The 26,941-nt window shown below is 74.4% G+C and carries 18 protein-coding genes and 1 pseudogene; 12 read left to right on the top strand and 7 right to left on the bottom strand.

Annotation, left to right across the window (positions count from 1 at the left end):
* Positions 1-2 precede the first annotated feature (2 nt).
* Positions 3-1,187: a lipid-transfer protein gene (locus tag AB3388_RS05930; RefSeq protein WP_495409832.1), complete on the bottom strand. Its 1,185-nt coding sequence runs from the start codon at positions 1,185-1,187 to the stop codon at positions 3-5.
* A 118-nt stretch (positions 1,188-1,305) separates the two neighbouring features.
* On the opposite strand from AB3388_RS05930, the gene AB3388_RS05925 reads away from it, so the two are divergent.
* Positions 1,306-2,853, top strand: coding sequence for a long-chain-fatty-acid--CoA ligase (locus AB3388_RS05925; protein ID WP_495409831.1), 1,548 nt, complete (start codon positions 1,306-1,308; stop codon positions 2,851-2,853).
* Between the two features lie 30 nt (positions 2,854-2,883).
* Here AB3388_RS05925 and AB3388_RS05920 read toward each other — a convergent pair whose 3' ends face one another.
* Positions 2,884-3,825, bottom strand: coding sequence for a phosphoglycerate dehydrogenase (locus AB3388_RS05920; RefSeq protein WP_495409830.1), 942 nt, complete (start codon positions 3,823-3,825; stop codon positions 2,884-2,886).
* A 231-nt stretch (positions 3,826-4,056) separates the two neighbouring features.
* Here AB3388_RS05920 and AB3388_RS05915 point away from each other — a divergent pair, with 231 nt between their 5' ends.
* Positions 4,057-6,186, top strand: coding sequence for a hypothetical protein (locus AB3388_RS05915; RefSeq protein WP_495409829.1), 2,130 nt, complete (start codon positions 4,057-4,059; stop codon positions 6,184-6,186).
* A gap of 33 nt (positions 6,187-6,219) precedes the next feature.
* Here AB3388_RS05915 and AB3388_RS05910 read toward each other — a convergent pair whose 3' ends face one another.
* Complete coding sequence (locus tag AB3388_RS05910) at positions 6,220-8,934, bottom strand: winged helix-turn-helix domain-containing protein (protein ID WP_495409828.1); 2,715 nt, start codon at positions 8,932-8,934, stop codon at positions 6,220-6,222.
* A 427-nt stretch (positions 8,935-9,361) separates the two neighbouring features.
* Here AB3388_RS05910 and AB3388_RS05905 point away from each other — a divergent pair, with 427 nt between their 5' ends.
* From AB3388_RS05905 to AB3388_RS05895, 3 genes are all read left to right on the top strand, one after another.
* The gene (locus AB3388_RS05905) at positions 9,362-9,838 is read left to right on the top strand and encodes a hypothetical protein (protein ID WP_495409827.1); all 477 of its coding nucleotides are present in this window, start codon (positions 9,362-9,364) and stop codon (positions 9,836-9,838) included.
* A 22-nt stretch (positions 9,839-9,860) separates the two neighbouring features.
* Entirely contained in the window at positions 9,861-12,179 is a 2,319-nt protein-coding gene (locus tag AB3388_RS05900) for a winged helix-turn-helix domain-containing protein (RefSeq protein ID WP_495409826.1), read from the top strand.
* Between the two features lie 164 nt (positions 12,180-12,343).
* On the top strand, positions 12,344-14,188 hold the full coding sequence (locus tag AB3388_RS05895) for a glycoside hydrolase family 15 protein (RefSeq protein ID WP_495409825.1): 1,845 nt from the start codon (positions 12,344-12,346) through the stop codon (positions 14,186-14,188).
* Here the strand turns inward: AB3388_RS05895 and cydC are convergent.
* On the bottom strand, positions 14,142-15,917 hold the full coding sequence (cydC, locus tag AB3388_RS05890) for a thiol reductant ABC exporter subunit CydC (RefSeq protein WP_495409824.1): 1,776 nt from the start codon (positions 15,915-15,917) through the stop codon (positions 14,142-14,144). The genes AB3388_RS05895 and cydC overlap by 47 nt on opposite strands.
* On the bottom strand, positions 15,914-17,638 hold the full coding sequence (cydD, locus tag AB3388_RS05885; protein WP_495409823.1) for a thiol reductant ABC exporter subunit CydD: 1,725 nt from the start codon (positions 17,636-17,638) through the stop codon (positions 15,914-15,916). The genes cydC and cydD overlap by 4 nt, the downstream gene beginning before the upstream one ends.
* 252 nt (positions 17,639-17,890) lie before the next feature.
* Between cydD and AB3388_RS05880 the strand changes: the two genes are divergently transcribed.
* Genes AB3388_RS05880 through AB3388_RS05860 form a run of 5 tightly spaced genes read left to right on the top strand, consistent with a single transcriptional unit; the run spans position 17,891 to position 23,521 of the window.
* Positions 17,891-19,273: a glucose-6-phosphate dehydrogenase gene (locus tag AB3388_RS05880; RefSeq protein WP_495409822.1), complete on the top strand. Its 1,383-nt coding sequence runs from the start codon at positions 17,891-17,893 to the stop codon at positions 19,271-19,273.
* On the top strand, positions 19,260-20,609 hold the full coding sequence (locus AB3388_RS05875; protein WP_495409821.1) for an NAD(P)/FAD-dependent oxidoreductase: 1,350 nt from the start codon (positions 19,260-19,262) through the stop codon (positions 20,607-20,609). Before AB3388_RS05880 ends, AB3388_RS05875 begins: the two co-directional genes overlap by 14 nt.
* 19 nt (positions 20,610-20,628) lie before the next feature.
* Positions 20,629-22,032: a cytochrome ubiquinol oxidase subunit I gene (locus tag AB3388_RS05870; protein ID WP_495409820.1), complete on the top strand. Its 1,404-nt coding sequence runs from the start codon at positions 20,629-20,631 to the stop codon at positions 22,030-22,032.
* 7 nt (positions 22,033-22,039) lie between these two features.
* Entirely contained in the window at positions 22,040-23,161 is a 1,122-nt protein-coding gene (gene cydB / locus AB3388_RS05865; protein WP_495409819.1) for a cytochrome d ubiquinol oxidase subunit II, read from the top strand.
* Positions 23,162-23,200: 39 nt separating this feature from the next.
* Positions 23,201-23,521, top strand: coding sequence for a hypothetical protein (locus AB3388_RS05860; RefSeq protein WP_495411493.1), 321 nt, complete (start codon positions 23,201-23,203; stop codon positions 23,519-23,521).
* A gap of 118 nt (positions 23,522-23,639) precedes the next feature.
* On the opposite strand, the pseudogene AB3388_RS05855 reads toward AB3388_RS05860, so the two are convergent.
* Positions 23,640-23,738: pseudogene (locus tag AB3388_RS05855) on the bottom strand (hypothetical protein); the annotation flags it as partial.
* Here AB3388_RS05855 and AB3388_RS05850 point away from each other — a divergent pair.
* Together AB3388_RS05850 and AB3388_RS05845 are read left to right on the top strand one after the other, a co-directional pair.
* A complete protein-coding gene (locus tag AB3388_RS05850; RefSeq protein ID WP_495411492.1) occupies positions 23,695-23,886 on the top strand; it encodes a hypothetical protein in 192 nt (63 codons plus the stop codon). The pseudogene AB3388_RS05855 and the gene AB3388_RS05850 overlap by 44 nt on opposite strands.
* Before the next feature lie 113 nt (positions 23,887-23,999).
* The gene (locus tag AB3388_RS05845) at positions 24,000-25,577 is read left to right on the top strand and encodes a GMC family oxidoreductase (protein ID WP_495409818.1); all 1,578 of its coding nucleotides are present in this window, start codon (positions 24,000-24,002) and stop codon (positions 25,575-25,577) included.
* A 26-nt stretch (positions 25,578-25,603) separates the two neighbouring features.
* Here AB3388_RS05845 and AB3388_RS05840 read toward each other — a convergent pair whose 3' ends face one another.
* On the bottom strand, positions 25,604-26,935 hold the full coding sequence (locus AB3388_RS05840; RefSeq protein WP_495409817.1) for a chloride channel protein: 1,332 nt from the start codon (positions 26,933-26,935) through the stop codon (positions 25,604-25,606).
* Positions 26,936-26,941 lie beyond the last annotated feature (6 nt).

Genomic DNA, 26,941 nt, shown 5'->3' with positions numbered 1-26,941 from the left:
CGTCAGCCCACCTTCTCGTACAGGGTGACGACGGCCGCGCCGCCGAGCCCGATGTTGTGCTGCAGGGCCACGGTCGCGTCGTCGACCTGGCGCGGCCCCGCCTCGCCACGCAGCTGCCAGGTGAGCTCGGCGCACTGCGCCAGGCCGGTCGCCCCGAGCGGGTGCCCCTTGGCGAGCAGGCCGCCGGACGGGTTGGTGACGACCCGGCCGCCGTAGGTGTTGTCGCCGTCGGCGACGAACTTCTCCGCGGTGCCCTCGGGGGTCAGCCGCAGCGCCTCGTAGCTGAGCAGCTCGTTGGTGGTGAAGCAGTCGTGCAGCTCGACGACCCGGATGTCCTCGGGCGCGACGCCGGCGTCCTCGAAGACGCGGTCGGCCGCCGAGCGGGCCATGTCGTAGCCGACGAGCCGGGTCAGGTCGCCGTCGAAGCTGGTGGGGGTGTCCGTGGTCAGCGCCTGCGCGGTGATCGCCACGTCGGTGCGCAGCCCGTGGGCCCGGGCGAACTCCGGGCTGGTCACGATCGCCGCCGCCGCGCCGCAGGTGGGCGGGCAGCACTGCAGCCGGGTCAGCGGGCCGTGGATGTGCGGGCTGCCGAGCACCTCCTCCACGGTGAGCGGGTCACGGAACACCGCGTAGGGGTTGTTCGCGGCGTGCCGGCGAGCCTTGACGGCGATCGCGGCGAACGTCTCGGGCCGGGTGCCGAATCGCTCCGCGTACGCCTCGCCGGCGCCGCCGAAGTACTTCGCCGCCATCGGGACGCCGGGCAGGTCGCCGAGCGCCGCGTCGGTGACCTCGTCGAAGCGGCCGAACGGGCTGGGCCGGTCGTCGAAGACCGAACCGAGGGCGCCGCGCCGCATCTGCTCGAAGCCGACGGCGAGCACGCAGTCCGCCGCGCCGCTGATCACGGCCTGCCGCGCCAGCCACAGCGCCGAGGAGCCGGTCGAGCAGTTGTTGTTCACGTTCACCACCGGGAGGCCGGTCAGCCCGACGCGGTACAGCGCCCGCTGGCCGCTGGTCGAGTCGCCGTACACATAGCCGGCGTAGGCCTGCTCCAGCAGCGTGTAGTCGAGGCCGGCGTCGGCCAGCGCGGCGCGGATGGCCCCCTCCGCCAGCACGTCGTAGGAATCGCTCCTGCTCGGCGTCGCGAACGGGACCATCCCGACGCCGACGATCTGGGCCCGTCGCCCCATCGTTCCTCCATCACTAGCGCTTGTTCACTTAGCATCGCAGATCTCTTGACCGTGTCAACATTCACCGCGATAGTGGTGCGCCAACACAGGCTCATGGCGAGTCACAAGAGAGGGCGACATGCACATCACCCAGGCGCTGCACCGAGCCGCTCAGCAGGACCCGGACCGGCCGCTGACCGTTTTCCGCGACCGGGTACGCACGGTGGCCGAGTCGGCCGACCGGGTCGCGCGGTTCGCCGGCGCCCTGCGCGCCCTCGGCGTCGACGCCGGTGACCGGGTCGGGATCATGGCGCTGAACTCCGACCGGTACCACGAGTTCCTGCTCGCCGTCCCGTGGGCCGGTGCGGTGGTGAACCCGGTCAACGTCCGGTGGAGCCCCGCCGAGGTCGCCTACTCGCTGGCCGACTGCGACACCCGCGTGCTGCTCGTCGACGACGCCTTCGCGCCCGCGCTCCCGCAGCTGCGCGAGCAGGCGCCGGGGCTCGAGACCGTGATCTTCTGCGGCGACGGCCCGGTGCCGGCGGGGACGCTGGACTACGAGCAGCTCGTCCGCGAGCACGACCCGGTCGACGACAGCCACCGCGGTGGGCAGGAGCTCTACGGCGTCTTCTACACCGGCGGCACGACCGGCCAGCCGAAGGGCGTCATGCTCAGCCACGACGCGCTGCTGGTCTCCGCGATGGGCACCCTGACCACCGGTGACGTGCTGACCCGCGGCGGCCGGCTGCTGCACGCCGCGCCGATGTTCCACCTCGCCGACATCGCCGCCTGGACGATCGGCATGGTCACCGGCGCGACGCACGTGGTCGTGCCGATGTTCACCCCGGCCGGGGTGGCGGCCGCGATCAGCGAGCACAAGGTGACCGACGCGCTGCTCGTGCCGACGATGATCCAGATGCTGGTCGACTCCCCCGACGCGGCCGAGGCCGACCTGACCAGCCTCGAGCGCATCCTCTACGGCGCCTCACCGATCTCGCAGGCCGTGCTCGAGCGGGCGCGCAAGCGGATGGAGTCGGCGCGCTTCACCCAGGCCTACGGCATGACCGAGCTGGCCCCGATCGCCACGCTGCTGCTGCCGTCGGACCACGACGACCCGGGCCTCACCCGCGCCGCGGGGCGGGCCGCGGCCCACGTCGACGTGCGCATCGTCGACCCGGCCGGCGCCGAGCTGCCCCGGGGGCAGGTCGGCGAAGTCGTCGTGCGCGGCGACAACGTCATGATGGGCTACTGGAACAAGCCGGAGGAGACCGCGACCGCGCTGCGGGACGGCTGGATGCACACCGGCGACGGCGGCTACATGGACGAGCGCGGCTACGTCTTCATCGTCGACCGGATCAAGGACATGATCATCACCGGCGGCGAGAACGTCTACTCCGCCGAGGTGGAGAACGCGCTGGCCAAGCACGACGCCGTGGCCGCCTGCGCGGTGATCGGGATCCCGGACGAGAACTGGGGCGAGCGCGTGCACGCCGTCGTCGTCCTGCTGCCCGGCGCGCAGGCCACGGAGGAGGAGCTGCGCGACTTCTGCCGCACCCACATCGCCGGCTACAAGGTCCCGCGCAGCGTCGCCTTCGTCGCCGCGCTGCCGATGTCCGGCGCCGGCAAGATCCTCAAGCGCGAGCTGCGCGCCCAGCACTGGGACGACGCCGACCGCGACGTGAGCTGACCGGGGCTCCGGGCACCCCACGATCAGCCCTCATCGCTGCACGACGTTGCGCAGCCGCCCGTCGGCCAGGAGTGCGGCGACGTTCCCGGCGATCAGCTCGTCGGCACCGACCGGCCGGCCGCCGGCGGCGTGGGGTGTGAGGAGCAGGTTCGGCGCGTCCCACAGCGGGGAGTCCGCCGGCAGCGGCTCCGTGGCGGTCACGTCCAGCGCCGCGCCGGCGAGGCGCCCCTCCTGCAGCGCCTGGGCGAGCGCCGCCTCGTCGACGGTGGAGCCCCGGCCGACGTTGACCACGTACGCGTGCGCCGGCAGGGCGGCCAGGCGGCGGGCGTCCAGGGCCTGGCTCGTCCCGGCGTCCGAGGGCAGGATCATGACCAGCACGTCGGCCTGTCCGAGCTCGCGTTCCAGGTCGGCGTCGGCGGCGACGGGGAACCCGGCCCGCTCCCCCGCCCTGCGCGCCACGCCCCGCACCCGCGCACCCAGCGCGCGCAGCAGGGGGGCCAGGGTCTGGCCGATCGAGCCGAATCCCCAGATCAGCACCCGGGCGTCGATCAGGGTGGTCACGGCGCCCTCGGGGTGCAGCGGCTGGACGCCACCGAGCTCCCGGGCCCAGCGGTGCTCGGCCTGGGCCCGCGCGGCGGCGGGCAGCCGGCGCACCAGGGCGAGCACCAGGGTCAGCGCATGCTCGGTGACCGTCCGGTTGTGCAGCCCCGCCCCGGAGGTGAGGACGACGTCCTCCGGGAAGCCCGCCGCCAGCACCGCGTCCGGCCCGGCGGCCAGGGTCTGCACCCAGCGCAGCCGCGGCATCCGGCCGGCGACCGCGGCGAGGTCCGCTCCGGAGCTGCCCCACACCACCAGCGCGTCGGCGTCCAGGTGCTCCTCCGGCACCGGCGCTCCGGCGTCGTAACCGACCGCCGTGACGCCCGCGGGCAGGTTCGGCGCCAGCGGGACCGAGTCGGGCAGCAGCAGCTTCATCGCGCATCCGTCTCTCTCACGGGCACGCCCCAGTGTGCCGCGCCGGACGCGGACCCCAGGCGGCCTGCGGCTGTTCACCCGGTTCGGGCGATGCTCGCCGTGCTGGTCGGGGCGGGCGCACTCGTGCCGGCTCACCCCTGACGGGTGAGGGAGCGAAGCGAGTCCGCCGGTCAGGGTGGATCGGCTTCTGAACGGAGGCCGCAGGCAGGGCTCCGGCAGGCGGGAGCTGACGTGGCCGACCGCGAGATCACCACCACCGCAGGGGTGACGGGCTCGATCCCCACCCAGCGAGGCGCACCGCCGGAGCTCCCCCCGACCGGCGCCCGCCCCGGGGAGAAGGCGGCGGCGCCCCCGGGCGGCGGCGGGCGGCGGGTCGTCGTCCTCCTGGCCCTGTTCACGGTGCTGCTCGGGCTGCTGGCGCTGTGCCTGGTCAGCGCGGACCAGAAGCTGAAGCCGCACAACCTGCCGTTCGGGGTGACCGGCGACTCGCCGGTCACCTCGGCCGTGACCTCGAAGCTGTCGCTGACGATCACCAGCTATCCCGACCAGGCCGCGGCCGTGCAGGCGATCGACGACGGGGAGATCTACGGCGCCTACGTTCCCGGCGGCGCCTCCGACACGCTGGTCATCGCACCGCAGAAGAGCTTCTTCGGGGCGGTCATCCTCGCCGCCGCGTTCGAGGACGCCGCGCGCCAGGCGGGGCGGGCGGTGACCGTCGACAACGCCGAGCCGCTACCGCTGCGCGACCGGATCGGCGCGGTGACCGGGCTGCTGCTGCTGCCGGTGCTGATCGGCGGCGTCTTCGCGCCCGTGTTCGTCCTCCAGGCGACGAAGCGGGCGGCCGCCCGCTGGCGGGTGGCCATCCTGCTCGGCTACGCCGTGGTCGGCGCGCTGGTGACAGACCTGATCGCCGGGCCGGCCATCGGGGCCTTCGACTCCGACCGGTTCTGGCCGCTGCTGCCCGTCTTCGCGCTCGTCATCGCGGCGCTCGCGGTCTCGACGGCGGTGATCCAGCGGCTGGCCGGCCGGCTGGGCACGCTGATCGTGCTGATCGTGTTCGTCATCCTGGGGCTGTCCTCGGCCGGCGGCCTGGGGCTGTCCCTGCTGCCGGTGTTCTGGCAGACCGTCGGCACGGCGCTGCCCGCGCAGCACGCGGTCACCCTGATCCGCAACACGCTGTACTTCGGCGGCAACGGCCTGACCGTCCCGCTGCTGGTGCTCGGCGGCTACCTGCTCGTCGGCGCGGTCGTGCTGGCCTGGTTCGACTGGGTCCGCGACGCCCGCCCGCAGCCTGCGGCCACCTCGGCCAACGCAACGGACGACGCCGCCCCGTCACCTGCCCCGCGTGCGGGGGTGGCCCTCGTCGTCGGGCTGGCCGTCGCGCTGTTCGTGCAGACCATGTTCTCCACCACCTACATGACCTCCGGCCACTCCCCGGTCGCCGACCGGATCCCCGTCGGGGTGGTCGGCACGTCACCGCTGATCGGTCAGGTGCAGCAGCAGGGCTACTCGATGTCGGTGCACCAGTACTCCAGCGAGTCGGCGGCCCAGCAGGCGATCGACCAGGGCGAGTTGTACGGCGTGCTCGTGCCCGGCACCGCCTCGTCGGCGAACGTCCTGCTCGTGGTGCCCACGCTGAGCGACGTGGCCCCGCTCGACCTCGCCGACCAGTTCCAGCGGGCCGCCGACGCGACCGGCCAACTGCTGCAGGTCAAGCCGTCCGAGCCGACCCCGCTGCCCTCCGGGGACCCCTACGGCATCGTGCTGTCGATCATGCTCGTGCCGCTGCTGCTCGGCGGCTACATCACCGCCACCACGCTGACCCGCGCCACCGCCACCGCCTCCGCCCCGGGACGGGTGGCGATCCTGCTCGCCTTCGCCGTGGTCGCGGGCGCGCTGGTCTGCCTGATCGTGGGCCCCCTGCTGAACGGCTTCCCACCCGGCACGTTCTGGCTGGCCTGGCCGATCGCCTCGCTCACCATCGCTGCCGCCGCACTCGTGTGCGCGATGCTGCAGACGCTGCTCGGCCCGGTCGGCGCCCTGCTCACCGCCACGGTGATCGTGTGGTTCGGCAACCCGTCCTCCGGCGGCGCGAACGGGGTGCCCTACCTGCCCGGCTTCTGGCGCGACCTCGGCCCGTACCTGCCGCCGCGCAACGCCTACCTGCTGCTGCGCGACACGATCTACTTCGACGGGCACGGCATCGCCCGGCACCTCTGGGTGCTGCTCGGTTATGCGGTGATCGCCGGCGTGATCACCAGCCTGCTCGGCTGGTTCCGCACCCCGCGGAACCCGGTCCCCGCCGAGACCGAGACCGACGCCACGGCCATGATGAGCGGCGCCGTCGCCGCACCGCCGTGATCGGCGGGCGCTCCGGCGCCCCAGGTGCGGGCATCAGAGCAGATTCAGTTCCCGGGCCCGGCGAACGGCATCCCTGCGGTGGGGCACCGCCATCTTGTTCAGGATGCTGCGGACGTGGGTGCGGACGGTGTTCTGGGAGATGAACAGCGCGGCGGCGATCTCGGTCGTGGACTGCATGTCGGCGATGTGCTGCAGCACCTCCCGTTCCCGATCGCTCAGCTCCGGGGGAACCAGCGGCTCCGGGGCGATCCGGGCCGGGGATGGCGTCGGGTCGTCGTCGGGCGCGCGCCGCGGGGTGGGGATGGCCGGGTCGGTGTGCGTCAGCCAGGCCGCGGAGGCCGCCAGCCGCGGATGACCGCGCAGCAGCAGGCGCAGCTGCGGCGGTGCCTCCAGGAACGGCCGGCGCAGCCCCTCGGGCTCCGCCTGCCGGAGGGCGCACTCGGCGGCGGCGAAGGCGGCTCGGGCGTTCCCGTCGGCGGCGTGCAGGCAGGCGAGGGCGATGCTGAACGGCACGGCGACGGCGGGTGGCAGGTCGGCGCCGAGCTCCGCGGGTGGGGGCGCTGCGGCGCCGGGGACCCCGACCGCCGCAGCCGTGGCGCGCACCATCTGCGTGTGCACGCTGTCGAGGCCGTCGAGCCGCAGCTCCTCGAACCGGCGCCGGTCGGCGATGTCGATGCGCGCCAGCTCGGTGGTCACCGGAGTGCGCAGCCAGCGGGGTGACGTGGTGCTCTCCCAGACCGGCCGCAGCGTCTGCGCAGCCGCGTCGCGCTCGCCGCGAGCGCGCTGCTGCCGGCTGGTCAGCACCGCCAGCAGCGGGCTGGTGAACGTGACGTCGGCGGAGGCGGTGCGCTGCTGGGCCCGGGCGGTCCAGCGCCGCGCCTCGCCGTGCTCGGCCTGCTCGCCGGCCGCCCAGGCGACCGCGATCGCGGCGGCCGGGGAGCGCTCGCTCTCGGGCAGGCGGTGCGCGTCGGCCAGCGCCTCGGAGTCGGCGGCCAGCCGCGCGGCCGCCCGCAACCGCCCGTGCAGCGCCTCGAGCAGCGCGAGCTGGCCCTGGCTGCGCGCGCGCACGCGGGGCGCGGCGTCCGCCCGGCCGGCCCCCAGCGCGGCCCGAAGTTCCGCGTAGAGCGCGTCGTCGTCGGCGTCGGTGTGCAGGAGGGCGGTGGCCCGGGCGGCCGCGAGGACGGCGGCCAGCTCGGTCCGCCGCGGATGCCCCTCCGGCAGGCCGGCCACCAGCGCCGCCGCCGAGCCCGCCGCGGTGTGCACCGGGTCGCCGGGCGCCCGAGGGACCTGCGCGGCCGCAGCGGTGCAGACCACCGCGGCCGAGGCGCGCAGCTGCGGTCGGCTGCCGGCGTCCGCGGCGGCGGCCGCCGCGGCGGACAGATCCGCGGGCTCGGCCGCGGCCTCACGGGCCAGGGCGGCCGCGGCGCGGAGCACCGCCGCGTCCCTGCCGGTCGTCCGCGCCGGCAGGGCCGGTGGCCGTCCCGGGGTGCTGCCGTGGGCCAGCTCCTGCGCGACGGCCAGGTCGTCGATCAGCAGGCGCGCCGCGAGCTGCCCGTCGCCGGCGGCGACCGCGTGCCGCACCGCCCGCGGCACGTCCCCGGCGGAGGCGTACCAGCTCGCGCAGGTCCGGTGCAGGGCGGTGACCTGGCCGGGGTGCTCGTAGGCGAGCTGTGCCTGCAGGATCTCGCGGACCAGGGGGTGGATCCGGTAGCCGACCGGCGCGCCGGTCACCCGCTCGACGAACGCGTTCGCCTGAGCCAGCGCCGCCAGCACCCGGCGAGCCGCGGGCTCGTGGGTGAGCTGGTCGACCAGCGCGGGATCCAGTCGGTCGGTGACGCTGATCCGCAGCAGGAACCGCCGCACCGCCGGCGACTGGCGCTCCAGCAGCTCGGCGAGCAGGTACTGGGCCACGCCGCCGTCGTCGGCGGCGAGCGCGGCAGGCAGGCGCTGGGGCGCGGTGCCGTGGGCCAGCAGCTCCACGGCCAGCCGCAGGGCGACCGCCCAGCCCTCGGTCGCCGTCCGCAGCGCCTCGACGGCCTCGGCCGGCACGGGCCTCCCGAGCGCGGTCAGCAGCGCGCCGGTCTCCTCGGCGGTGAACGCCAGACGGTCGGCGCCGATCTCGGTCAGGGTGCCGGCCGCCCGGTACAGGTGCAGCGGCAGCAGCGGGGCGGCGCGGGCGCTCAGCACCAGTCGCAACCGGGTCCCGGCGTAGCGGACGAGCAGGTCGAGCACGTCGATGAGGTCGCGGCGCGTCAGGCGGTCGGCGTCGTCGAGGATCAGCACCACCGGCCGGGGCAGCCGCAGCAGATCGGCCGCCAGCCGCACGCCGGGGGCCGCCGGCGTCGGCGGCGCCGAACCGGGCGGCTCGACCCCGGCGCGCCGCAGGGCCGCGAGCGCGTAGCTCCAGAAGGTCGCCGGGTCGTCGTCGGCCTCGTCAAGGGACAGCCACGCCACGGTGCGTTCGTCGCCCTGCGCGGCCATCCACGACGCGGCGAGCACCGTCTTGCCCGCGCCGGCCGGCCCGCTCAGCACCGTCACCGGCGTGTCGTCCACGGCCCGGGACAGCTGGGCCCACAGCCGCGGCCGCGGCAGCGCGGCGAAGCCGAGGGTCGGCGGGTCGAGCTTGCTGAGCAGCAGCGGCCGGGACCCTCGCGCGTCCGGCACGGGCGTCGTCGTCCCCGACGGGACGGCCTGCAGGTCCGGGGCGGCGTTCTCCGCCAGGGCGGGCGTCTGCAGCGGCGCGGGCATCGCGGGCCTCATCCGTCGTCGCGACAGGCAGGGCCGCCCCGGCGGGCCCGGGCGAGGGACTCCGTCCGCGAGGCTCGGTGCTCCGCGATCATCGATCGCGCCGCCCGCCGGCGGGTCAGGGGATCTGCCGTTCACGAGCGCGCCGGGCGCCGAGTGACGCGGCGGTCCGCGATCGCGGCCTCTGCATGGCCGGGTCCTCTCCACGAGCGGTGCCACCGGCAAGGCTGATCGCCCACGGTGTCCTGCGCGACGCGTGGGGTGAGCTTCCTCCCCGCGGGAGGCCGGCCTCATCGCTCGAATGGCGGTAAACGTGGCGCGCGAGCCGGGGCAGGACCGTCGGGGACTAGGCCGGTCGGGGGGATGCCGCCGCCGGGCCGGGACCCGAGCCTGAGCCGTCGGGGTGGGCCGGCGCAGGCGGGAGGTGGACATGACACGGGAGGACGCCCGGCGGCTGGTCGTGGCGTTCTTCGAGCACCCCGCCGCCGCCGACACCGCCGCTCGCCTGCTGCAGCGGCGGCCCCGTGCGATCGGCCCCGGCGGCACCGTCGGCGTGCTGACCTGCGACCCGCGCGGCCACCTCAGCGCCTGCCTCGGGCCGCACGACCGCGCGGACGGCCGCGACGTCGGCTCCGTGCTCGGCCGCATCGTCCGGGCGCTCGCCGACCGCGATCCGCCGGTGCCCGGCGTGCTGTTCGGGGTCGGCTCGGACCTGTCGGCCGACGACCTGGCGCGCTACGCGGCCGAACTGGAAGCCGGCCAGGCGCTGGTCGCCGTGCTCGCCCGCCGGCGCGGCGCCGAACGCGCCGTCCTCACCCTGACCGGCTGCGGCGGCCGGGCCGAACTGCACTGGATCACCGGCCGGCGGGCCCGGCAGGCCGGGACCACCGACCCTGCCCTCGCGTGAGAGCCATTTCTAGCCTCGGACGATGGGACGCGGCTTGTCGGGAAGTCCGGCGCGCGCCCACCGGGCCAGGACGGCCGAGGGCGAGCCGCTGCCGCTCGCGGTTCCGCTGCTGCCGGCCCGGTTCACCCCGCCGGCGGTCCGGCCCGGCACCGCGCCCCGCTCGGCGGTGCTCGACCAGCTCCTCGAGGCGCGGGGCGCGCGGGTCGTGACGGTCCTGGCACCGCCCGGCTACGGCAAGACGACGCTGCTGGCCGAGTGGGCCGCGCGCGACCGGCGGCCGTTCTCCTGGCTCACGGTCGACCGGCGCAGCAACGACCCCGCCGTGCTGCTGTCCTCCCTGGCCGTCGCGCTCGCCCAGGTCCTACCGGTGGATCCGACGGTGTTCGACGCCCTGGCGGCGCCGCACCGGCCGCAGCGCGAGGCCGTGACCGCCGCCCTGGCGGTCGCGGTGGCCCGCGCACCGCACCCCTTCGTGCTGGTCCTCGACGACGTCCACCTGCTCAGCAACGCGGAGGGGCTCGACGCGGTCGCCACCCTGCTGGCGCACCTGCCCGCCGGCGGCCAGATCGGCGTCGTCGGGCGACGGGAACCGCCGCTCGGGCTGCCCCGGCTGCGCGGCGAGGGCCGCGTCGTCGACGTGGGCCCCGACGACCTGCGGCTCGATGCCGCCGGCGCCCGGCAGATGTTCGCCGCGGCCGGGGTGCACCCGACCGACGCCGAGCTGACCGAGCTGCTGGCGCGCACCGAGGGCTGGCCCATCGGCCTGTACTTCGCCCTGCTCGCCCACCGCGCCGCCGCCGGGAACGGGGGCGCCGCCTTCACCGGCGAGGACCGCCTGCTGGCCGACTACATCCGCACCGAGTTCCTCGCCCACCTCCCGGCCGACCGGCTGCGCTTCCTCACCCGTACCTCCGTGCTCGACGAGCTCAGCGGGCCGCTGTGCGACGCCGCCCTGCAGCGGACGGGCTCGACCGCTGCGCTGGAGGAGATCGAGGCCTCGAACCTGCTCCTCGTGCCGCTGGACCGCCAGCGCCGCTGGTACCGCTACCACCACCTGTTCCAGGCATTGCTGCGCCGCGAACTCGAACGGCTCGAACCCGGACAGCTGCCGGGCCTCGCGCTGCGCGCCTCCGACTGGTGCGAGACCCACGGCCTGATCGACGCCGCCGTGCAGTACGCCCAGCTGGCCGGCGACGCCGGCCGTGTCAGCGCCGTCCTGGTCCGCCACGGCTTGCACCAGTTCGCCCTCGGGAGGTCGACCGCGCTGCGGCAGTGGCTGGCCTGGCTGAGCGAGCAGGGGCGTGTCGAGGCCGGGGCCGCCGTCATCGGCGCCGGCTGCGCCGTCCTCGCCGGGTTGCCGGCGGAGGCCGAACGCTGGGCCGCCGTCGCCCGGTCCGGCGACCCCGCCGCGGTGATGCCGGACGGCAGCCCCCTGGAGGGGTGGGTGCGGACGCTGTCGGCGGTCATGGCCGGCGACGTCGAGCAGATGCGCCGCGACGCCGGCCGAGCGCTGCACCTCCTGACGCCGGCCAGCCCCTGGCGCGGACTTGCCGCCACCTGCCTGGGCGCCGCGGCCTTCCTCGCCGGGGACTCCGACACCGCCGACCAGGCCCTGGCCGACGCCGTCGAGGTCGGCACGCACGTCGGCGCGCGGAACGGCGCCGCCGCCGCGCTCGCCTTCCGCGCACTGAACGCCATCAACCTCGACCGTTGGCAGGCCGCCGACGCCCTCCTCGACGACGCCGCCGCGCTGATCGACACCGGGCACCTGCACGGCTACCCCGAGGTCGCGCTCAACCACGCGCTGCGGGCCCGGACCGCCGCGCACGGCGGAGACGTGCGGACCGCCCGCGCCGAGCTGGCCGCCGCCGACGACCTGCTGCCCGCGCTCACCCGCGCGGTGGCCAGCGTCGCCGTCCCGGCCCGCCTGGAGCTCGCCCGGGCCGCGATCGGCCTGGGTGACCTGCCGGCCGCGGAGGCCTACCTGGCCGACGGGCAGCGGCTGCTCCGCAGCGGCCTGCACTTCCCCGTCCTGCAGGACGACGCGGACCAGCTGGCCGCCGCGCTCGGACGGCAGCGGGCCGCCGGCGCCGATCGGCCGCGGCTGACCGCGGCCGAGCTGCGGCTGCTGCCCCTGCTGGCCACCCAGCATCCCCTGCCGGAGATCGCCGAGCAGCTGTTCGTCTCCATCCACACGGTCAAGACGCAGGTCAGGACCGTCTACCGCAAGCTGGGCGTGTCCTCCCGCACCCAGGCCATCGACCGGGGCCGCAGCCTGGGCCTGCTCCCGTCCGCGCCGAGCGCCGGCTGGCCGGCAGCGGTGGTCACCCGGGACGCGTGACGACCGGCTGCACCGCCCCCGCGTCGCCTGCGACACCTCGCCCGGTTCGGGGGAGCCGGACGACGCCCCCCGCTGGCGAGAGTGGCGACGGCCTGACCGGGCTCTCCGCGCGCGTGTCGCCCCAGGGTCCGACGACGGACGGACGACGACGGAAGGACAAGGCCATGCGTGAGACCGCCATCGCCGAGCACGGGCTGATCGGCGACCTGCAGACCGCGGCGCTCGTCACCACGGACGGGTCGATCGACTGGTTCTGCATCCCCCGGTTCGACTCCCCCAGCGTGTTCGCCGCCCTGCTCGACGACGAGCGCGGCGGACACTTCCGGATCCACCCGGCGGAGACCGGCTACACGTCGCAGCAGATGTACATCCCCGACACCGCCGTGCTGGTGACCCGGTTCTTCACCGAGGCCGGCCTCGGCCAGGTCGTGGACTTCATGCCGCCGGCAGGGGGCGCCGTGACCGACCGGCACCGGATCGTGCGGCTCATCCAGTGCGTCCGCGGAACGATGACCTTCGAGATCGAGATCGCCCCGCGCTTCGACTACGGCCGGCAGCCGCACCAGGTGGAGCTGACCGACCAGGGGGCGGTCTTCCGCGCGAACGGGCAGGTCCTCACCATGCACCTCGTCCGCGAGCCGGACGACGAGCACCTGGCCACCGGCCGCCGCGGTGAGCAGGAGGGCGACGCGATCGTCACCCTGCCGCTCGTCGCCGGGCAGAGCCGCGGCGTCGTCGTCGAGTCGGCCGCGGACGGGCCGCCGCGCGAGTTCCGCCCGGCGGAGGTCCAGGCGCTGTTCGACGAGACGGTGGCCTTCTGGCGGTCGTGGCTGGAGGGGTCGACCTACCGGGGCCGCTGGCGCGAGGACGTCCAGCGCTCCGCGATCACCCTCAAGCTGATGACCTACGCACCCACCGGCGGTCTGGTGGCCGCGCCCACCATGGCGCTGCCGGAGCAGGTCGGCGGCGAGCGCAACTGGGACTACCGCTACACCTGGGTGCGCGACGCCTCGTTCTCGGTGCACGCGCTGCTGCATCTCGGATTCGTCGAGGAGGCCGCCGCCCTCGGCCACTGGCTCGGTGACCGGGTCCGCGAGCGGGTCGGCAGCGACAGCGGCCCGCTCAACATCATGTACCGCATCGACGGCTCCTCCGACCTCAAGGAGGACACCCTCGACCACCTGCGCGGCTATCGCGGGTCGACCCCCGTGCGCCTCGGCAACGGCGCCGCCGAGCAGCTGCAGCTCGACATCTACGGCGAGGCGGCCGACAGCATGTACGCGGGGATCCGGGCCGGGCTGGCGCTGCCCTACCAGGGCTGGGACGCGTTCAGCCACGTCCTCGACTGGCTCGTCGACAACTGGGACCAGCCGGACGAGGGCATCTGGGAGACCCGCGGCGGCCGGCAGCCGTTCACCTACGGCCGGGTGATGTGCTGGGTGGCCTTCGACCGCGGGATCCGGCTCGCCGAGGAGCACGGCAGGCCGGCGCCGGTGGCGCGGTGGCGGGCCGCCCGCGACGCGATCTACCAGCAGGTGATGGAGCACGGCTTCCACGCGCAGCGCAAGGCGTTCGTCCAGCACTACGGCACCGACGTCCTGGACTCCGCCCTGCTGCGCATGCCGACCGTCGGCTTCGTCGACGGCCGCGACCCCGCGTGGCTGTCGACGCTGCGGGCGATGGACGAGGAGCTGGTCACCGACAGCCTGGTCTACCGGTACAACCCGGAGGCCTCGCCGGACGGGCTGCAGGGCTCGGAGGGCACCTTCTCGCTGTGCAGCTTCGCCTACGTCGACGCGCTCACCCGCGCCGGGCGGCTCGACGACGCCCGCAACGCCCTCGAGAAGATGTTCACCTACGCCAACCACGTCGGGCTGTACTCCGAGGAGATCGCCCTGACCGGCGAGCAGATCGGCAACTTCCCGCAGGCGTTCACCCACCTGTCCCTCATCGACGCCGCGATCACCCTCGACGCGGCACTCGACGCCCGTCGGGTGGCGGCGGGGTGACCTCCACCGGCAGGTCGGCCTCCCACATCTGCCGGTAGAGACCGGGCCGGTCGAGCAGCTGCGCGTGCGTGCCGCGCTGGACCACGCGGCCGGCGTCCAGGACCACGATCTCGTCCATCTCCGCGAGGGCCTGCAGATCGTGGGTCACCAGGACGGTGGTGCGGCCGCGCGTCACGTCCAGCACCGTCGCGGTCACCGCCGCCCGGGCCGCGGGGTCGAGGTGCGCGGTCGGCTCGTCGAGGACGAGCACCTGCGGATCGGCGAGCAGCGCCCGGGCCAGCGCCAGGCGCTGCCGCTGGCCGCCGGACATCCGCGATCCGCGCTGGCCGACCGGCGTCGACCAGCCCTGCGGCAGCGCACGGATCCAGTCGAGCAGCCCGGCGGCGTGGGCCGCCGCCTCCAGCTCGGCCAGGGCCGCCCCCGGCCGCGCCAGCTCCAGGTTCTGCCGGAGCGTGCCGGCGAACACGTGCGGATCGGCGGGGATCCCCCCGATGCACCGGCGCACGTCGTCGGACCGGAACTCGCGCAGGTCCCTCCCGTCGAGCAGCACTTGCCCGGCGTCGACGTCGCGGAACCGGAAGAGGACGCCGACGAGGGTGCTCTTGCCGGAGCCGCTCGCCCCGACCACCGCCACGCGGCGGCCGGGCGGCAGGGCGAGGGACACGCCGTCGAGCGCCCACGGCGCCCCGGGCGCGTAGCGCACCCGGACGTCGCGCAGTCCCACGGTCACCGGGCCGTCCGGCGGCCGGGCCGGCTCGGCGGGCTCCACGACCGGGTCCCGCGCGTCCAGGACGTCGAACAGCCGGGCGGCCGACCGGCCGGCCGAGCCCAGCGCGACGGCCACGGAGGGCAGGTTCGCCACCACCTCGAAGGAGGCCAGCGTGGCGAGGACGACGACGGCCAGCGTCACGGGGTCCAGGTCGCCGCGGGCGGTCGCGCGGGCGGCGAGCAGCGCCACCGCCCAGGCCGTGCCGCCGGCCACCAGGACGCCGAGGCCGGCACCCGCACCGCCGGCCCGGGCGACCGAGGCGGCCAGGCGGGTCCGGTGCTCGCTCGTCGCGCCGCAGTCGGCCAGTGCCCGGCGGTCCGCGCCCGCGGCCAGCAGGTCGGCGGAGCCGTCGAGGGCGCCCGCGACCTGGGCGCTCAGCCGGGCCTGCGCCTCCACCGCCGCCCGGCCGGTCCGCCTGCTCCACGCCGCGACCAGCGCCGGGACGCCGACCCCGCCCAGCAGCAGCCCGGCGGCGAGCAGCACCGCGGCGGGCGGGAAGAGGACGGCGAGCAGACCGGTCGCGGCGAGGCCGGCGAGCACCGCGGTGACGGCCGGGGTGAGCCCCCGGACGAGCAGGTCCTGCACTGCGTCGACGTCCCCCACCACGCGGGCGAGCAGGTCCCCGCTGTGCAGGGGCAGCCCGGCCGGCGTCAGCGGCACCAGCCGGGCGAAGACGCGGGGCCGGACGTGGGCGAGGCTGCGCAACGCCGCGTCGTGCGTCAGCACCCGCTCGGCGTACCGGGCGAGGCCGCGGCCGATCCCGAACCCGCGGACCGCGACGATCGCCACGGCCAGCGCCGCGATGTCGGGGTGCTGCGCGGCGCGGGCGATGAGCCAGCCGGAGGTGGCGAACAGGCCGACGCCGCAGCAGACGGTGGCGGTCCCGGCGAGCACGGCCAGCGCGGTCGTCGTCCGGACCGGGCGGGTCCAGCGCAGCAGGCGCACCAGCGGGGCGGTCACGCGACCCGCTCCGCGGTGGCCGGCCGGCCGTCGTGCAGGGCCACGACCACGTCGGCGGCGTCGACCCAGCAGCGGTCGTGCGTGACCAGCACGACCGTCCGCCCGGCCATGAGCCGCTCCACGGCCCGGCGGATGCCGGCCGCCGTGAGCGGGTCGAGGTGCGCCGTGGGCTCGTCGAGCAGCAGCAGGGGCGCGTCGCGGAGGAAGGCCCGCGCGAGGGCGATGCGCTGCCGCTGCCCGCTGGACAGCCGCAGTCCGCGCTCCCCCACCGGAGCCGCCGGGCCACCCGGCAGTGCGGCGACGAAGCCGGTCGCCCCCGCCTGCGCGAGCGCCTCACGGACCTGCGCGTCGGAGGCGTCGGGCCGGCCCAGCCGCACGTTGTCCGCGACCGTGCCGTCGAACAGGTAGGGGCTCTGCGGGACCCAGGCGATCCGCTCCCGCCAGGCAGCGGCCGGCAGGTCGTCGATGCGGCGCTCCCCGACCCGGATGCTCCCCGCCGTCGGCGCGACGAAGCGCAGCAGCAGGGCGAGCACCGAGCTCTTGCCCGCTCCGGTGGGACCGGTCAGCGCCAGCAGCGCCCCGGGCGGCACGGTGAACCCGACGTGGTCGAGGGCGGGCCGGCCGCGGTCGGCGTAGCGCAGCGTCACGTCCCGGAACACCACGGCGGCGGTCGCCGGGTCGGGCACCGGCCGGCCGTCGAGGCGGGCCGCCGCGCGCTCCTCCGCCGGCGCGGGAGCGTCGAGGACGGCGTAGGCCTGCGCCGCCGCGGCCACCCCGTCGGCGCTCGCGTGGAACTGGGCGCCGAGGCCGCGCAGCGGCAGGTACACCTCCGGGGCCAGCAGCAGCACGAGCAGCGCCGCCGGGTAGCCGAGCCCGCCGCCGAGCAGCCGCAGCCCGACGGCGACCGCCACCAGCGCCGTGCCGAGCGTGGCCAGCAGCTCGAGGGCCAGGGCGGAGGTGAACGCGATCCGCAGCGTCGCCATCGTCGCCTGCCGGTACCGCTCGGTGACCTGGCGGATCACGCGGATCTGGGCCCCCGCCCGGCCGTGCACCTTCAGTGTCGGCAGGCCCTCGACGACGTCGAGGAAGTGCCCGCCCAGCCCGGCCAGCAGGCCCCACTGCCGCGCGGTGCGACTGCGGGTGAACCGGCCGATCAGCGCCATGAACACCGGGATCAGCGGCGCGGTGACCAGGAGGATGACGGCGGAGGGCCAGTCGGCCAGGGCAATGCTCACGAGCACGACCGGCGGGACGAGCACCGCGAGCGCGACCTGCGGCAGGAACCGCGCGAAGTACACCCCGAGGCCGTCGATGCCGTGGGTGAGCAGGGTGACGACCTCGCCCGATCGGCGCCCCGTGAGCCACGCCGGGCCCCGCCGCACCGCGCTCGCCAGCACCCGGGCGCGCAGGCCCGCCGTGACGGTCTCCGCCGACCGCAGGGCCGTGGCCTCCGCCGCGCCGGCCAGCACGGCGCGCGCGAGGACCACGACCAGGAGGCCGGCGAGCGCGGGAGCGAGCCCTCGCGCGGAGCCGCCCGACGCCCGCACGATGACGGCGGTCAGCAGGGCGGCCTGCGCGACGACGAGTCCCGCGGTCAGCAGCCCGAAGAGGACGACGGCGACCAGTTGGCGCCGGGCCGGGCGCGACTCCGCGAAGAGCCGACGGTCGATCACCGGCGCGGCCGGGTGGGCGCGACGGTCGAGGAGATCACGCAGCCGCATCCTCGGGGCACCCTCCGGCCGCCGCCATCCCCCGAGACGGATGAGTCCGGGCGCCGCCGGATCGGCACACCGGCTCGGTCGACGCGAAAGCCGGTGGCCCCGGGGGCGTCGGGATGCCGGAACGACGTCGGATCACCCGCCGCGGGTGATGGGCCGGGCTGCCGGGGCGCAAGGGTGGTCGGAGGTGCTGCCGGCCGCCGGCACGCCGCCGCGGCGGGGAGCGGCACACCGGCCGAGAAGGGGACGCAGAGCATGGACACCACGCAGTTGAGCGCCTTGGTGATCTTCGGGGCGACGGGGGACCTCGCGAAGCTGGAGACGTTCCCGGCGCTGGTGGGCCTCGTCGACCGGGATGTCCTGAACGTGCCGATCGTGGGGGTGGCCAAGAGCGGCTGGGGGCTGGACCAGTTCCGCGGCTACGCGACCGACTCGCTGCGCCGCAACGACATCGACCCGGACGCCGACCCGGCCAAGCGGATGCTGGACCTGCTGGACTACGTCGACGGCGACCTGACCGACGACGCCACCTACCAGGCGCTGGCCGCGAAGATCCCGGCCGGACCGGCGCTGTTCTACCTGGAGGTGCCGCCGCCGTTGTTCGGCACCATCACCCGGGGCCTCGCCAAGGCCGGGCTGACGACCGACGCCCGGGTCATGGTGGAGAAGCCGTTCGGCACCGACCTGGCCAGCGCCAGGAAGCTCAACGAGACGATGCTCGAGGTCTTGCCCGAGGACGCGATCTTCCGCGTCGACGACTGGCTCGCGTTCGACCCGCTCGACAACATGCTGGCCGCCAGGTTCACCAACGCCATCCTCGAGCCGCTGCTCAACCGCACCCACGTCGACAGCATCCAGATCACGATGGCCGAGGCGTTCGACGTCGCCGACCGCGGCCGGTTCTACGACCGCACCGGCGCCGTCCGCGACGTGATCCAGAACCACATGCTCCAGGTGCTGGCCACCGTCCTGGCCGAACCACCCGGGGGCCACACGGTGGAGGCGTGGCTGGAGTCCAAGACCCGCGTGCTCAACGCGCTGACCCCGCTGACGGCCGAGACCACCGTCTTCGGCCAGTACGAGGGCTACCTCGACGTGGCCGGCGTGGCCCCGAACTCGACGACCGAGACCTTCGCCGCGGTCCGGCTGCAGCTGGACTCCTGGCGGTGGGCGGGCGTGCCGATCCTCATCCGCGCCGGCAAGACCCTGCCGGTCACCGCGACCGAGGTCGAGATCCGCTTCCGGCGCCCGCCGACCGACGTCCTCCACAAGTACTTCGGCATCGCCACCCCGCTGGTGCCCAACTCGCTCCGGTTCCGGATCTGGCCCGGGGCGCAGGTGTCGATCCTGCTGAACGGCAAGAAGCCCGGACCGGGCACCGTGACCCAGTCGGAGGAGCTGGCCTTCTCCGAGTCCCCGGCGGTGAACATGCGTCCCTACGACCGGCTCATCGGCGCCGCCCTGGCCGGCAACCGGCTGCCGTTCGCCACGCAGGACGCCGTGGAGGCGGCCTGGCGCGTCGTCGATCCGATCCTCGACGGCTCGGTGCACGTGCACCCCTACGCCCGCGGCACCTGGGGTCCGGCCGAGGCCGACCGGCTGCTGCCTGAGGGCGAGACCTGGCATGACCCCCGCTGACGACCGGCCCGCGCGCCCGCGGGTGGTGATCGTCGGCGCCGGGTTCGCCGGGGTGGGCTGCGCCCGCGAGCTGGCCGGCACCGACGTCGACGTGACCCTGATCGACCGGAACAACTACCACCAGTTCCTGCCGCTGCTGTACCAGGTGGCCACCGCGCAGATCGCCGCCGACGACGTCGGCACGTCGCTGCGGGACCAGTTCCGCAAGGACGAGAACATCGACGTCACGCAGGCCGAGGTCACCGGCGTCGACGTCGCCACGCGCACCGTCACCACCGCGGACGGGGTCGGCTACACCGGCGACTTCCTGGTGCTCGCCACCGGCGCGCAGGCGAACTTCTACCGCACGCCCGGAGCCGAGGAGCACGCGCTGCCGCTGTACTCGCTCACCGACGCCGAGCGGCTGCGCTCCCGGATCATCGAGGTGTTCGACGCCGCCGACCGGGACCCCCGGCTGATCCAGGAGGGGGCGCTGACCTTCGTGGTCGTGGGGGGCGGCGCGACCGGCGTCGAGACCGCCGGGGGCATCGCCGACTTCGTCAACCGGGTGGCCCCCGAGGAGTACCACGACCTGCCCGTGCACGAGGCGCGCATCCACCTGGTCGACCACGGCAACACCCTGCTGGCCCCGTTCTCCGACAAGGCCCACGCGTACGCGGCCAAGGTGCTGCAGCGCGACGGGGTGCGGCTGCACCTCGGCACCGGGGTCGAGGAGGTGACCGCCTCCTCGGTGCAGCTGGAGGGGGGCACCACGCTGTCCACCCGGTGCGTCGTCTGGGCCGGCGGCATGCAGGCCGGCGACCTGGCCGCCCGCCTCGGTCTGCCCCGGGGCCGAGGGGGGCGCGTGAAGGTCGACCACGACCTGTCCGTGCTGGGGCATCCGCGGGTGTTCGTGCTCGGCGACGTCGCGGCGGCTGAGAGCCCGGACGGAACCCCGTACCCGCAGCTCGGGTCGGTGGCGCTGCAGCAGGGCCAGTGGACGGCCAAGAACATCAGGTCGGACCTCGCCGGCCAGCCACGTCGGGCGTTCCACTACCACGACAAGGGCATCATGGCGATGATCGGCCGCGGCGCCGCGGTCGCCGAGATGGGGCAGAAGCGGCACGAACTGCACGGGGCGATCGCGTTCAGCTCCTGGCTCGGCGTGCACGCCTGGCTCATGAGCGGCGTCCGCAGCCGGGTCGACGCCTTCATCTCGTGGGGCTGGGACTACTTCAGCGGCAACCGCCAACCCGGCCTGATCGACCACTCGACGCCGCCGACGATCGACTGGGGCCCACCGGCCCAGGTCCCCGTCCCCCGCAGCCCGGACCGGGCGACCGTCCCGGCGAGCTGAGGCTGGAGAGGAGGCCGCCGTGTCCACGGTCGACTGGGCCCGCGTGCAGTTCGCGACGACCTCGATCTACCACTTCCTCTTCGTCCCGCTGACCATCGGCCTGGCGTTCCTGACCGCGCTGCTGCAGACCCGCTGGCACCGCACGGACGACGCCGCCTACCTGCGGCTGACCCGGTTCTTCGGCACGCTGCTGGTGATCAACGTCGCCGTCGGCGTGGTGACCGGGCTGGTCCAGGAGTTCCAGTTCGGGACGAACTGGTCGGGCTACTCCCGGTTCGTGGGCGACGTGTTCGGCGCTCCCCTGGCCATGGAGGGACTCGCGGCCTTCTTCCTCGAGTCGGTGTTCCTGGGGCTGTGGCTCTTCGGCTGGAACCGGCTGTCCCGCCGGGTGCACCTGGCCACGATCTGGGCGGTCGCGTTCGGGTCGGCCTTCTCGGCGCTGTTCATCATGGCGGCCAACTCGTGGATGCAGCACCCGGTCGGATACGAGCTGAACTCCGCGGGCCGCGCGCAGCTGACCGACGTCTGGGCGCTGTTCACCAACCCTGTGTTCGTCTGGGGCTACGTGCACGTGCTGCTCGCCGCCCTGGTCGTGGGCGCCGTCGTGATGCTGGGGGTCTCCGCCTGGCACCTGCGTCGGCTCTCCAGCCCGGAGGCGTTCCACCGGTCGGCGAAGGTGGCCCTCATCGCCCTGCTGCCGGCGATAGTGCTGGAGATCGTGGTCGGCAACCATCTGGGTCTCATCGAGACGACCTACCAGCCGATGAAGATCGCCGCGGCCGAGGCGTCGTGGACCACCTGTCAGCCGTGCTCCTTCTCGATGTTCCAGATCGGCGGGTGGAGCAGTGACGACGCACCGACGAAGATCTTCGAGATCCCGCACCTGCTCTCCTACCTGGCAACCGGCACGTGGAACGGCAAGGTGGTGGGGCTGGACGAGCTGAACGCCCAGTACCAGCAGCAGTACGGGCCGGGCGACTACGTGCCCAACGTCTTCATCCAGTACTGGTCGATGCGGGGCATGGCCTATCTCGCCGTGCTCATCGTGCTGCTGGCGCTGTGGGGGACCTGGCTGCTGCTGCGGCGGCGCCTGGAGACGTCCACGTGGTTCCTCCGTGCCGCCGTCTGGGCGGTGCCGCTGCCGTTCCTGATGGCCATCTTCGGCTGGGTGCTCACCGAGAACGGCCGCCAGCCGTGGATCGTGCAGGGCCTGCAGCTGACCCGCGACGCCCACTCACCCAACGTCGGCACCGCCTGGATCGTGACCAGCCTGGTCGTGTTCGTGCTGCTCTACGTGATCATGGGTGCTGTCGACTGGTGGCTGATGGGCCACTACGCGCGCCGGGAACTCGCCCCCGCCGAGCCCGATCAGGTCCCTGAGGACGAGGAGGCCCCCACCGACGTCCCCGAGTTCACCTACTGAGGCTGCGATGACTCTCGCCGAGGTCTGGTTCGTCCTGATCGCCGTGCTCTGGGTGGGGTTCCTCGTGCTGGAGGGCTTCGACTTCGGCGTCGGCGTGCTGCACGGGGCCCTCGGCCGCGACGAGGCCGGACGGCGGACCGTGCTCGGCACCATCGGGCCGGTGTGGGACGGCAACGAGGTGTGGCTGGTCGTGGCCGGCGCGGCCATGTTCGCCGCGTTCCCCGGCTGGTACGCCACCATGTTCTCGGCGATGTACCTGCCGCTGATCCTGCTGCTGGCCGCGCTCATCCTGCGCGGCGTGGCCCTCCCGTTGCGCGGCAAGCGGGAGAGCCGGCGATGGCTGGGCAGGTGGAGCGCCACGCTGGCCGTGGGCAGCCTGCTCGCGCCGCTGCTGGTCGGGATCGCCCTGGCGAACCTGGTGCACGGGCTGCCGATCGACAGCGACCAGGAGTACACCGGCAGCTTCTGGGACCTGCTCCAGCCCTACTCGATCTACGCCGGGATCACCGTCGTCGGCGTCTGCCTCGTCCACGGCGCCACCTTCGTGGCGCTCAAGACGGTGGGGCCGGTCCACGACCGCGCCGACGGGACGGCGCGCGTCCTGGGCCCGGTCGCCGCCGCGCTGGTCGCCGGCTTCGCGATCTGGACCCAGCTGACCGCCGGACGGGGAGCCGGGGCATGGGTGGTGGAGCTGATCGCGGTCGCGGCGGCGACCGCGACCGCCGTCCTCGCCGGCAGGGGCCGCGACGGGGTGGCCTTCGTCGCCACGGCCGTGACCATCGGCGCCGTCGTCGCGACGCTCTTCGTGAACCTCCACCCCCGCGTCATGGTCTCCACGCTGGGCTCGGCGAACGACCTGACCATCGAGAACACCGCATCGGCGTCCTACTCGCTGACCGTGATGACCGTCGCGGTGGCCGTCCTGCTGCCCGTCGTCCTCGTCTACCAGGGGTGGACCTACCACGTCTTCCGGCAACGGATCGGCGCCCCGGTCGCCGTCCCCGTGGCGGAGCCGCCCTCGGTGCAGATCCCCACGCCGCGCGCGGCCGAGCCCGAGACCCGGCCGGCGGGGCGCGTCGCCGGCGACGGGGACGGCGCACGCCGGCCGCCGACCACGTCGAGCGAGTGACCCTGCCGCAACGACCGACGAAGGACCGAGGAGAGAGCGATGGCGCAATACGTGATCCCGACCGACCGGCCGCTGCTCAACCGCAGCCTGATGTGGGTGGGGGCGGCCCTCCTGTGTGCCGCCGCGCTGCTCGGGCTGGCCGGGAGCGGCCTGTTCGGACTGGCGACGGTGCTCGGCCTGCGGCGGCACGTGCGGGAGTCCGGTCTGCCGCCGAGCGAGGTGGCGATGCACCACTGGCGGCGGGCCAAGAGCGCCGCGCAGGCCGGCCGGGAGTCCTGGTTGGGACAGCCCCTGGCGCCGACCGCGACGCCGGTCTCCGTGCCGGCGCAGCGGCAGCGGTCCCCCGAGCGGGTGGGCTGACGCAGGGCTGGCGCCTCTCAGGGCGGCGCAGCAGGGCCAGCGTCGCCGTCCCCGTCACCAGGATCAGGCCCACGTTCGCCGCCAGCACGGCCGCCGCGCCGCGCAGGCCGGCCGCGTCGCCGACCGCCATCGCGGCGCCGCTGAAGGCGCCCGCGGGGATCGTGGTGATCGAGATGGCCACGCCGACGGCCACGCTCGACCGGCTGCGGAAGGCCAGCGCGCCGGCGACGCCGGCGACCGCCGCGACGACGAGCGTGGCCACGTTGACCGTCGGCAGCACCCCGAGGCCGCCGTCGCCCAGCGATCCGTTGGCGGGCGTGGAGCTGCACCGCTGGGCCTTCTTCTGCCTGATCGCGGTGCTGTGACCCCACGGCTCACCCGTCGCGGGTGAGCCGGACCGTCGCCTCGCCGAACCAGATTGGCGCCCGCGGGGCCGGCCCCTGCACGGTCGCGCCCCGAACGGACTCAGGAGGACCCCATGCCAGAGACCACCGACTTCGACGTCATCGTCATCGGGTCGGGCGCCGGCGGCGGCACGCTCACGCACCGCCTCGCCCCGTCCGGGAAGCGGGTTCTGCTGCTGGAACGCGGTGACTACCTCCCGCGCGAGCTGGACAACTGGGACTCGTCCGCGGTCTTCGTCCAGGGCAAGTACCTGGCGGCGGAGCGCTGGCTCGACCGGCACGGCAACGAGTTCCCTCCTGAGGTGAACTACTACGTCGGCGGCAACACGAAGTTCTACGGCGCCGCGCTGTTCCGGCTGCGCCCCGAGGACTTCGGCGCCATCACCCACCACGGGGGCATCTCGCCGGCCTGGCCGATCGAGTACGAGGACCTCGAGCCGTACTACACGCAGGCCGAGCACCTGTACAAGGTGCACGGCCGGCACGGCGAGGACCCGACCGAGGGCTTCGCCAGCGCCGAATACCGGTATCCGCCGGTGGAGCACGAGGCGCGCATCCAGCAGCTGAGCGACGACCTGGGCAAGCTGGGCCTGCACCCGTTCCACCTGCCCATCGGGGTGGACCTCGACCAGGACACCGCGGGCCGCGCCACCCTCCACAGCGCCTGTATCCGCTGCAACCGGGTGGACGGCTTTCCCTGCCTGCTCAAGGCGAAGTCCGACGCCGAGGTGATCTGCGTCGAGCCGGCGCTGCGACACCCGAACGTCACGCTCAGGACCGGCGCCAACGTGCTGCGCCTGGAGACCGACCCGACCGGCCGGAGCGTCAACGGCGTGGTGACCGAGCTGCCGGACGGCTCGACGGTCACCTATCGGGCGCACGTCGTGGTGGTGGCCTGCGGCGCGGTCAACTCCGCCGTCCTGTTGCTGCGGTCGGCGAACGACCAGCACCCCAACGGCCTCGCGAACGGCTCGGACGTCGTCGGCCGCAACTACATGCGGCACAACAACCTGGCCATGATGGCCGTCTCGAAGGAGCCCAACCCGACGTCGTTCCAGAAGACGATGGCGATGAACGACTGGTACCTGGGATCGGACGACTGGGACTACCCGCTGGGTGGGATCCAGATGCTGGGCAAGTCCGACGCCGTGCAGATCAAGGGCGAGGCGCCGCGGTGGGCGGGCAGCGTGTCACCGAGGATGCCGTTCGAGGTGCTGGCGCACCATGCGGTGGACTTCTGGCTGTGCGGTGAGGACCTGCCGTCGCCGGACAACCGCGTCACCCTCGAGAAGGACGGCCGGGTCCGCCTCACGCTGGACGAGAAGAACAACATCGAAGGCGTCAAGCACCTCAAGCGCAAGTTCGAGCACATGCTCGGGGACCTGGGCATGGAGCACCACCTGCTCGACCACAGCCTCTACCTGCACAAGGCGATGCCGATCGGCGCGACGGCGCACCAGGCCGGGACCGTCCGGTTCGGCACCGACCCGGCGACCTCGGCGCTCGACCCGACCTGCAAGGCGCACGAACTGGACAACCTCTACGTCACGGACACGAGCTTCTTCCCGAGCATCGGCGCGGTGAACCCCTCGCTGACGGCGATCGCGAACGCGCTGCGGGTCGGTGACCACCTGCTCGAACGGCTCGGCTGAGCAGCGGTCCCCGGCGGCCGGGGCGGTCAGGCGGGGCCGGAAGCTCCGCCGTCGGCGATCTCCGGTTTCGTCCCGCCAGCTGGTGTCGCGGCTGCCCGGGCCTGATGCCGGCTGACCAGGAGGTATTTCACGCCTTCCATGGTGAGGAAGGCGGTGACGACGGCGATGAGGACGGGGGCGGTCTGCAGGGCCCCCACCTGGGTCAGGAACGCGGCCATCAGGACCATCGCGAACGGCGCCGCGACCAGCGCCCCCGGGACGGCGGCGAGCAGGCAGGTGAACGCCAGCCCCAGCGGCACGCCGGGGATGACCTGGTGGACGACGAGCCCGGCCGTTCCGCCGATGAACAGCGACGGGAAGATGGGACCGCCCACGAAGCCGCTGCCCTGGCTGACGCCGAAGGTGAGCATCTTCGCGATGAGCGTGGTGGCGAGCAGGCCCAGGCCGAGGGTCCCCGCGTCGCCGAGCAGGGTCTTGAGCTGGTCCCCGCCACTGAACATGGTCAGCGGCAGGGTCACACCGACGACCCCGAAGATCACCCCGCCCAGCACGGATTTGGCGATGTCCGGGACCTTCAGCTGGCCGAACAGCCGCGCCGCCCCCACCGTGACACCGACCAGCACCGTCACCACCACGGCCGCGAACACGCCCAGAGGAACCGCGGCGAGCAGTTGCCAGTCCTCGAACTCGAACTGCGGCACCCGGTAGTAGTCCAGGAACACCGATCCGGCGATGGCGAAGTAGACGCCGAACGAGACGCTCGATGCCACGATCTGCGCGGCGAGGGCCTTGGCGAAGCGCTGGCCGCCCGGCCGGGCGACCTCCATGATCAGCATCACCACGATCACGGTGCTGGAGAACAACCCGCCGTAAGCGCCGGCGAAGCCGGCCAGGGTGTTCACCTGGGCGTCCTCTGTCTTGAGGCGTCTGCGCTGAGCGATCCAGCTGCCCACCCCGCCACCCATCGTCCCCAGCGCCTTCTCCGGCCCGAGGCTGGCGCCGCCGATCAGCGACACCGCGGAGACGGCGGCGACCCCAGGGACGAGCCGTCCGTCGACGTGCTGGGTCTGCAGGTCGTCGAACAAGCCGGGGGTCTTCCAGGGCAGGCGGGTCAGGCGGCGCACCAGGCCGACCGCGAGACCCGCCGCCGCGGCGACCGCCACCCACCACCACTGCCCGCCGAACCAGCCCGGGTGGGAATCGCTGTACCACTTGCCCCCGATCGTGATCACTCCGACGAAGATCAGCCCGGCGACCGCGCCGAACACCCCGAGGACCCCCGCGAAGGCCATCAGGACCCAGAACTCCCGCTTCTGCGTGACCGGTCGTGCGAGGGCTTGATCGATCGGCGCGGTCATGACCGG

Source organism: Geodermatophilus sp. SMS 5-13 (assembly GCF_059428245.1).
Note: the sequence above shows the minus strand (reverse complement) of the source record. Positions and strands in the feature narration are given on the sequence as shown.

Coding starts and splice junctions, on each gene's coding strand:
- AB3388_RS05840 (WP_495409817.1), bottom strand. CDS start 26,935: ATGACCGCGCCGATCGATCAAGCCCTCGCACGACCGGTCACGCAGAAG.
- AB3388_RS05880 (WP_495409822.1), top strand. CDS start 17,891: ATGGACACCACGCAGTTGAGCGCCTTGGTGATCTTCGGGGCGACGGGG.
- cydB (WP_495409819.1), top strand. CDS start 22,040: ATGACTCTCGCCGAGGTCTGGTTCGTCCTGATCGCCGTGCTCTGGGTG.
- AB3388_RS05875 (WP_495409821.1), top strand. CDS start 19,260: ATGACCCCCGCTGACGACCGGCCCGCGCGCCCGCGGGTGGTGATCGTC.
- AB3388_RS05920 (WP_495409830.1), bottom strand. CDS start 3,825: ATGAAGCTGCTGCTGCCCGACTCGGTCCCGCTGGCGCCGAACCTGCCC.
- AB3388_RS05930 (WP_495409832.1), bottom strand. CDS start 1,187: ATGGGGCGACGGGCCCAGATCGTCGGCGTCGGGATGGTCCCGTTCGCG.
- AB3388_RS05925 (WP_495409831.1), top strand. CDS start 1,306: ATGCACATCACCCAGGCGCTGCACCGAGCCGCTCAGCAGGACCCGGAC.
- AB3388_RS05905 (WP_495409827.1), top strand. CDS start 9,362: ATGACACGGGAGGACGCCCGGCGGCTGGTCGTGGCGTTCTTCGAGCAC.
- AB3388_RS05895 (WP_495409825.1), top strand. CDS start 12,344: ATGCGTGAGACCGCCATCGCCGAGCACGGGCTGATCGGCGACCTGCAG.
- cydD (WP_495409823.1), bottom strand. CDS start 17,638: ATGCGGCTGCGTGATCTCCTCGACCGTCGCGCCCACCCGGCCGCGCCG.
- AB3388_RS05850 (WP_495411492.1), top strand. CDS start 23,695: ATGGCCACGCCGACGGCCACGCTCGACCGGCTGCGGAAGGCCAGCGCG.
- AB3388_RS05860 (WP_495411493.1), top strand. CDS start 23,201: ATGGCGCAATACGTGATCCCGACCGACCGGCCGCTGCTCAACCGCAGC.
- AB3388_RS05900 (WP_495409826.1), top strand. CDS start 9,861: ATGGGACGCGGCTTGTCGGGAAGTCCGGCGCGCGCCCACCGGGCCAGG.
- AB3388_RS05845 (WP_495409818.1), top strand. CDS start 24,000: ATGCCAGAGACCACCGACTTCGACGTCATCGTCATCGGGTCGGGCGCC.
- AB3388_RS05910 (WP_495409828.1), bottom strand. CDS start 8,934: ATGCCCGCGCCGCTGCAGACGCCCGCCCTGGCGGAGAACGCCGCCCCG.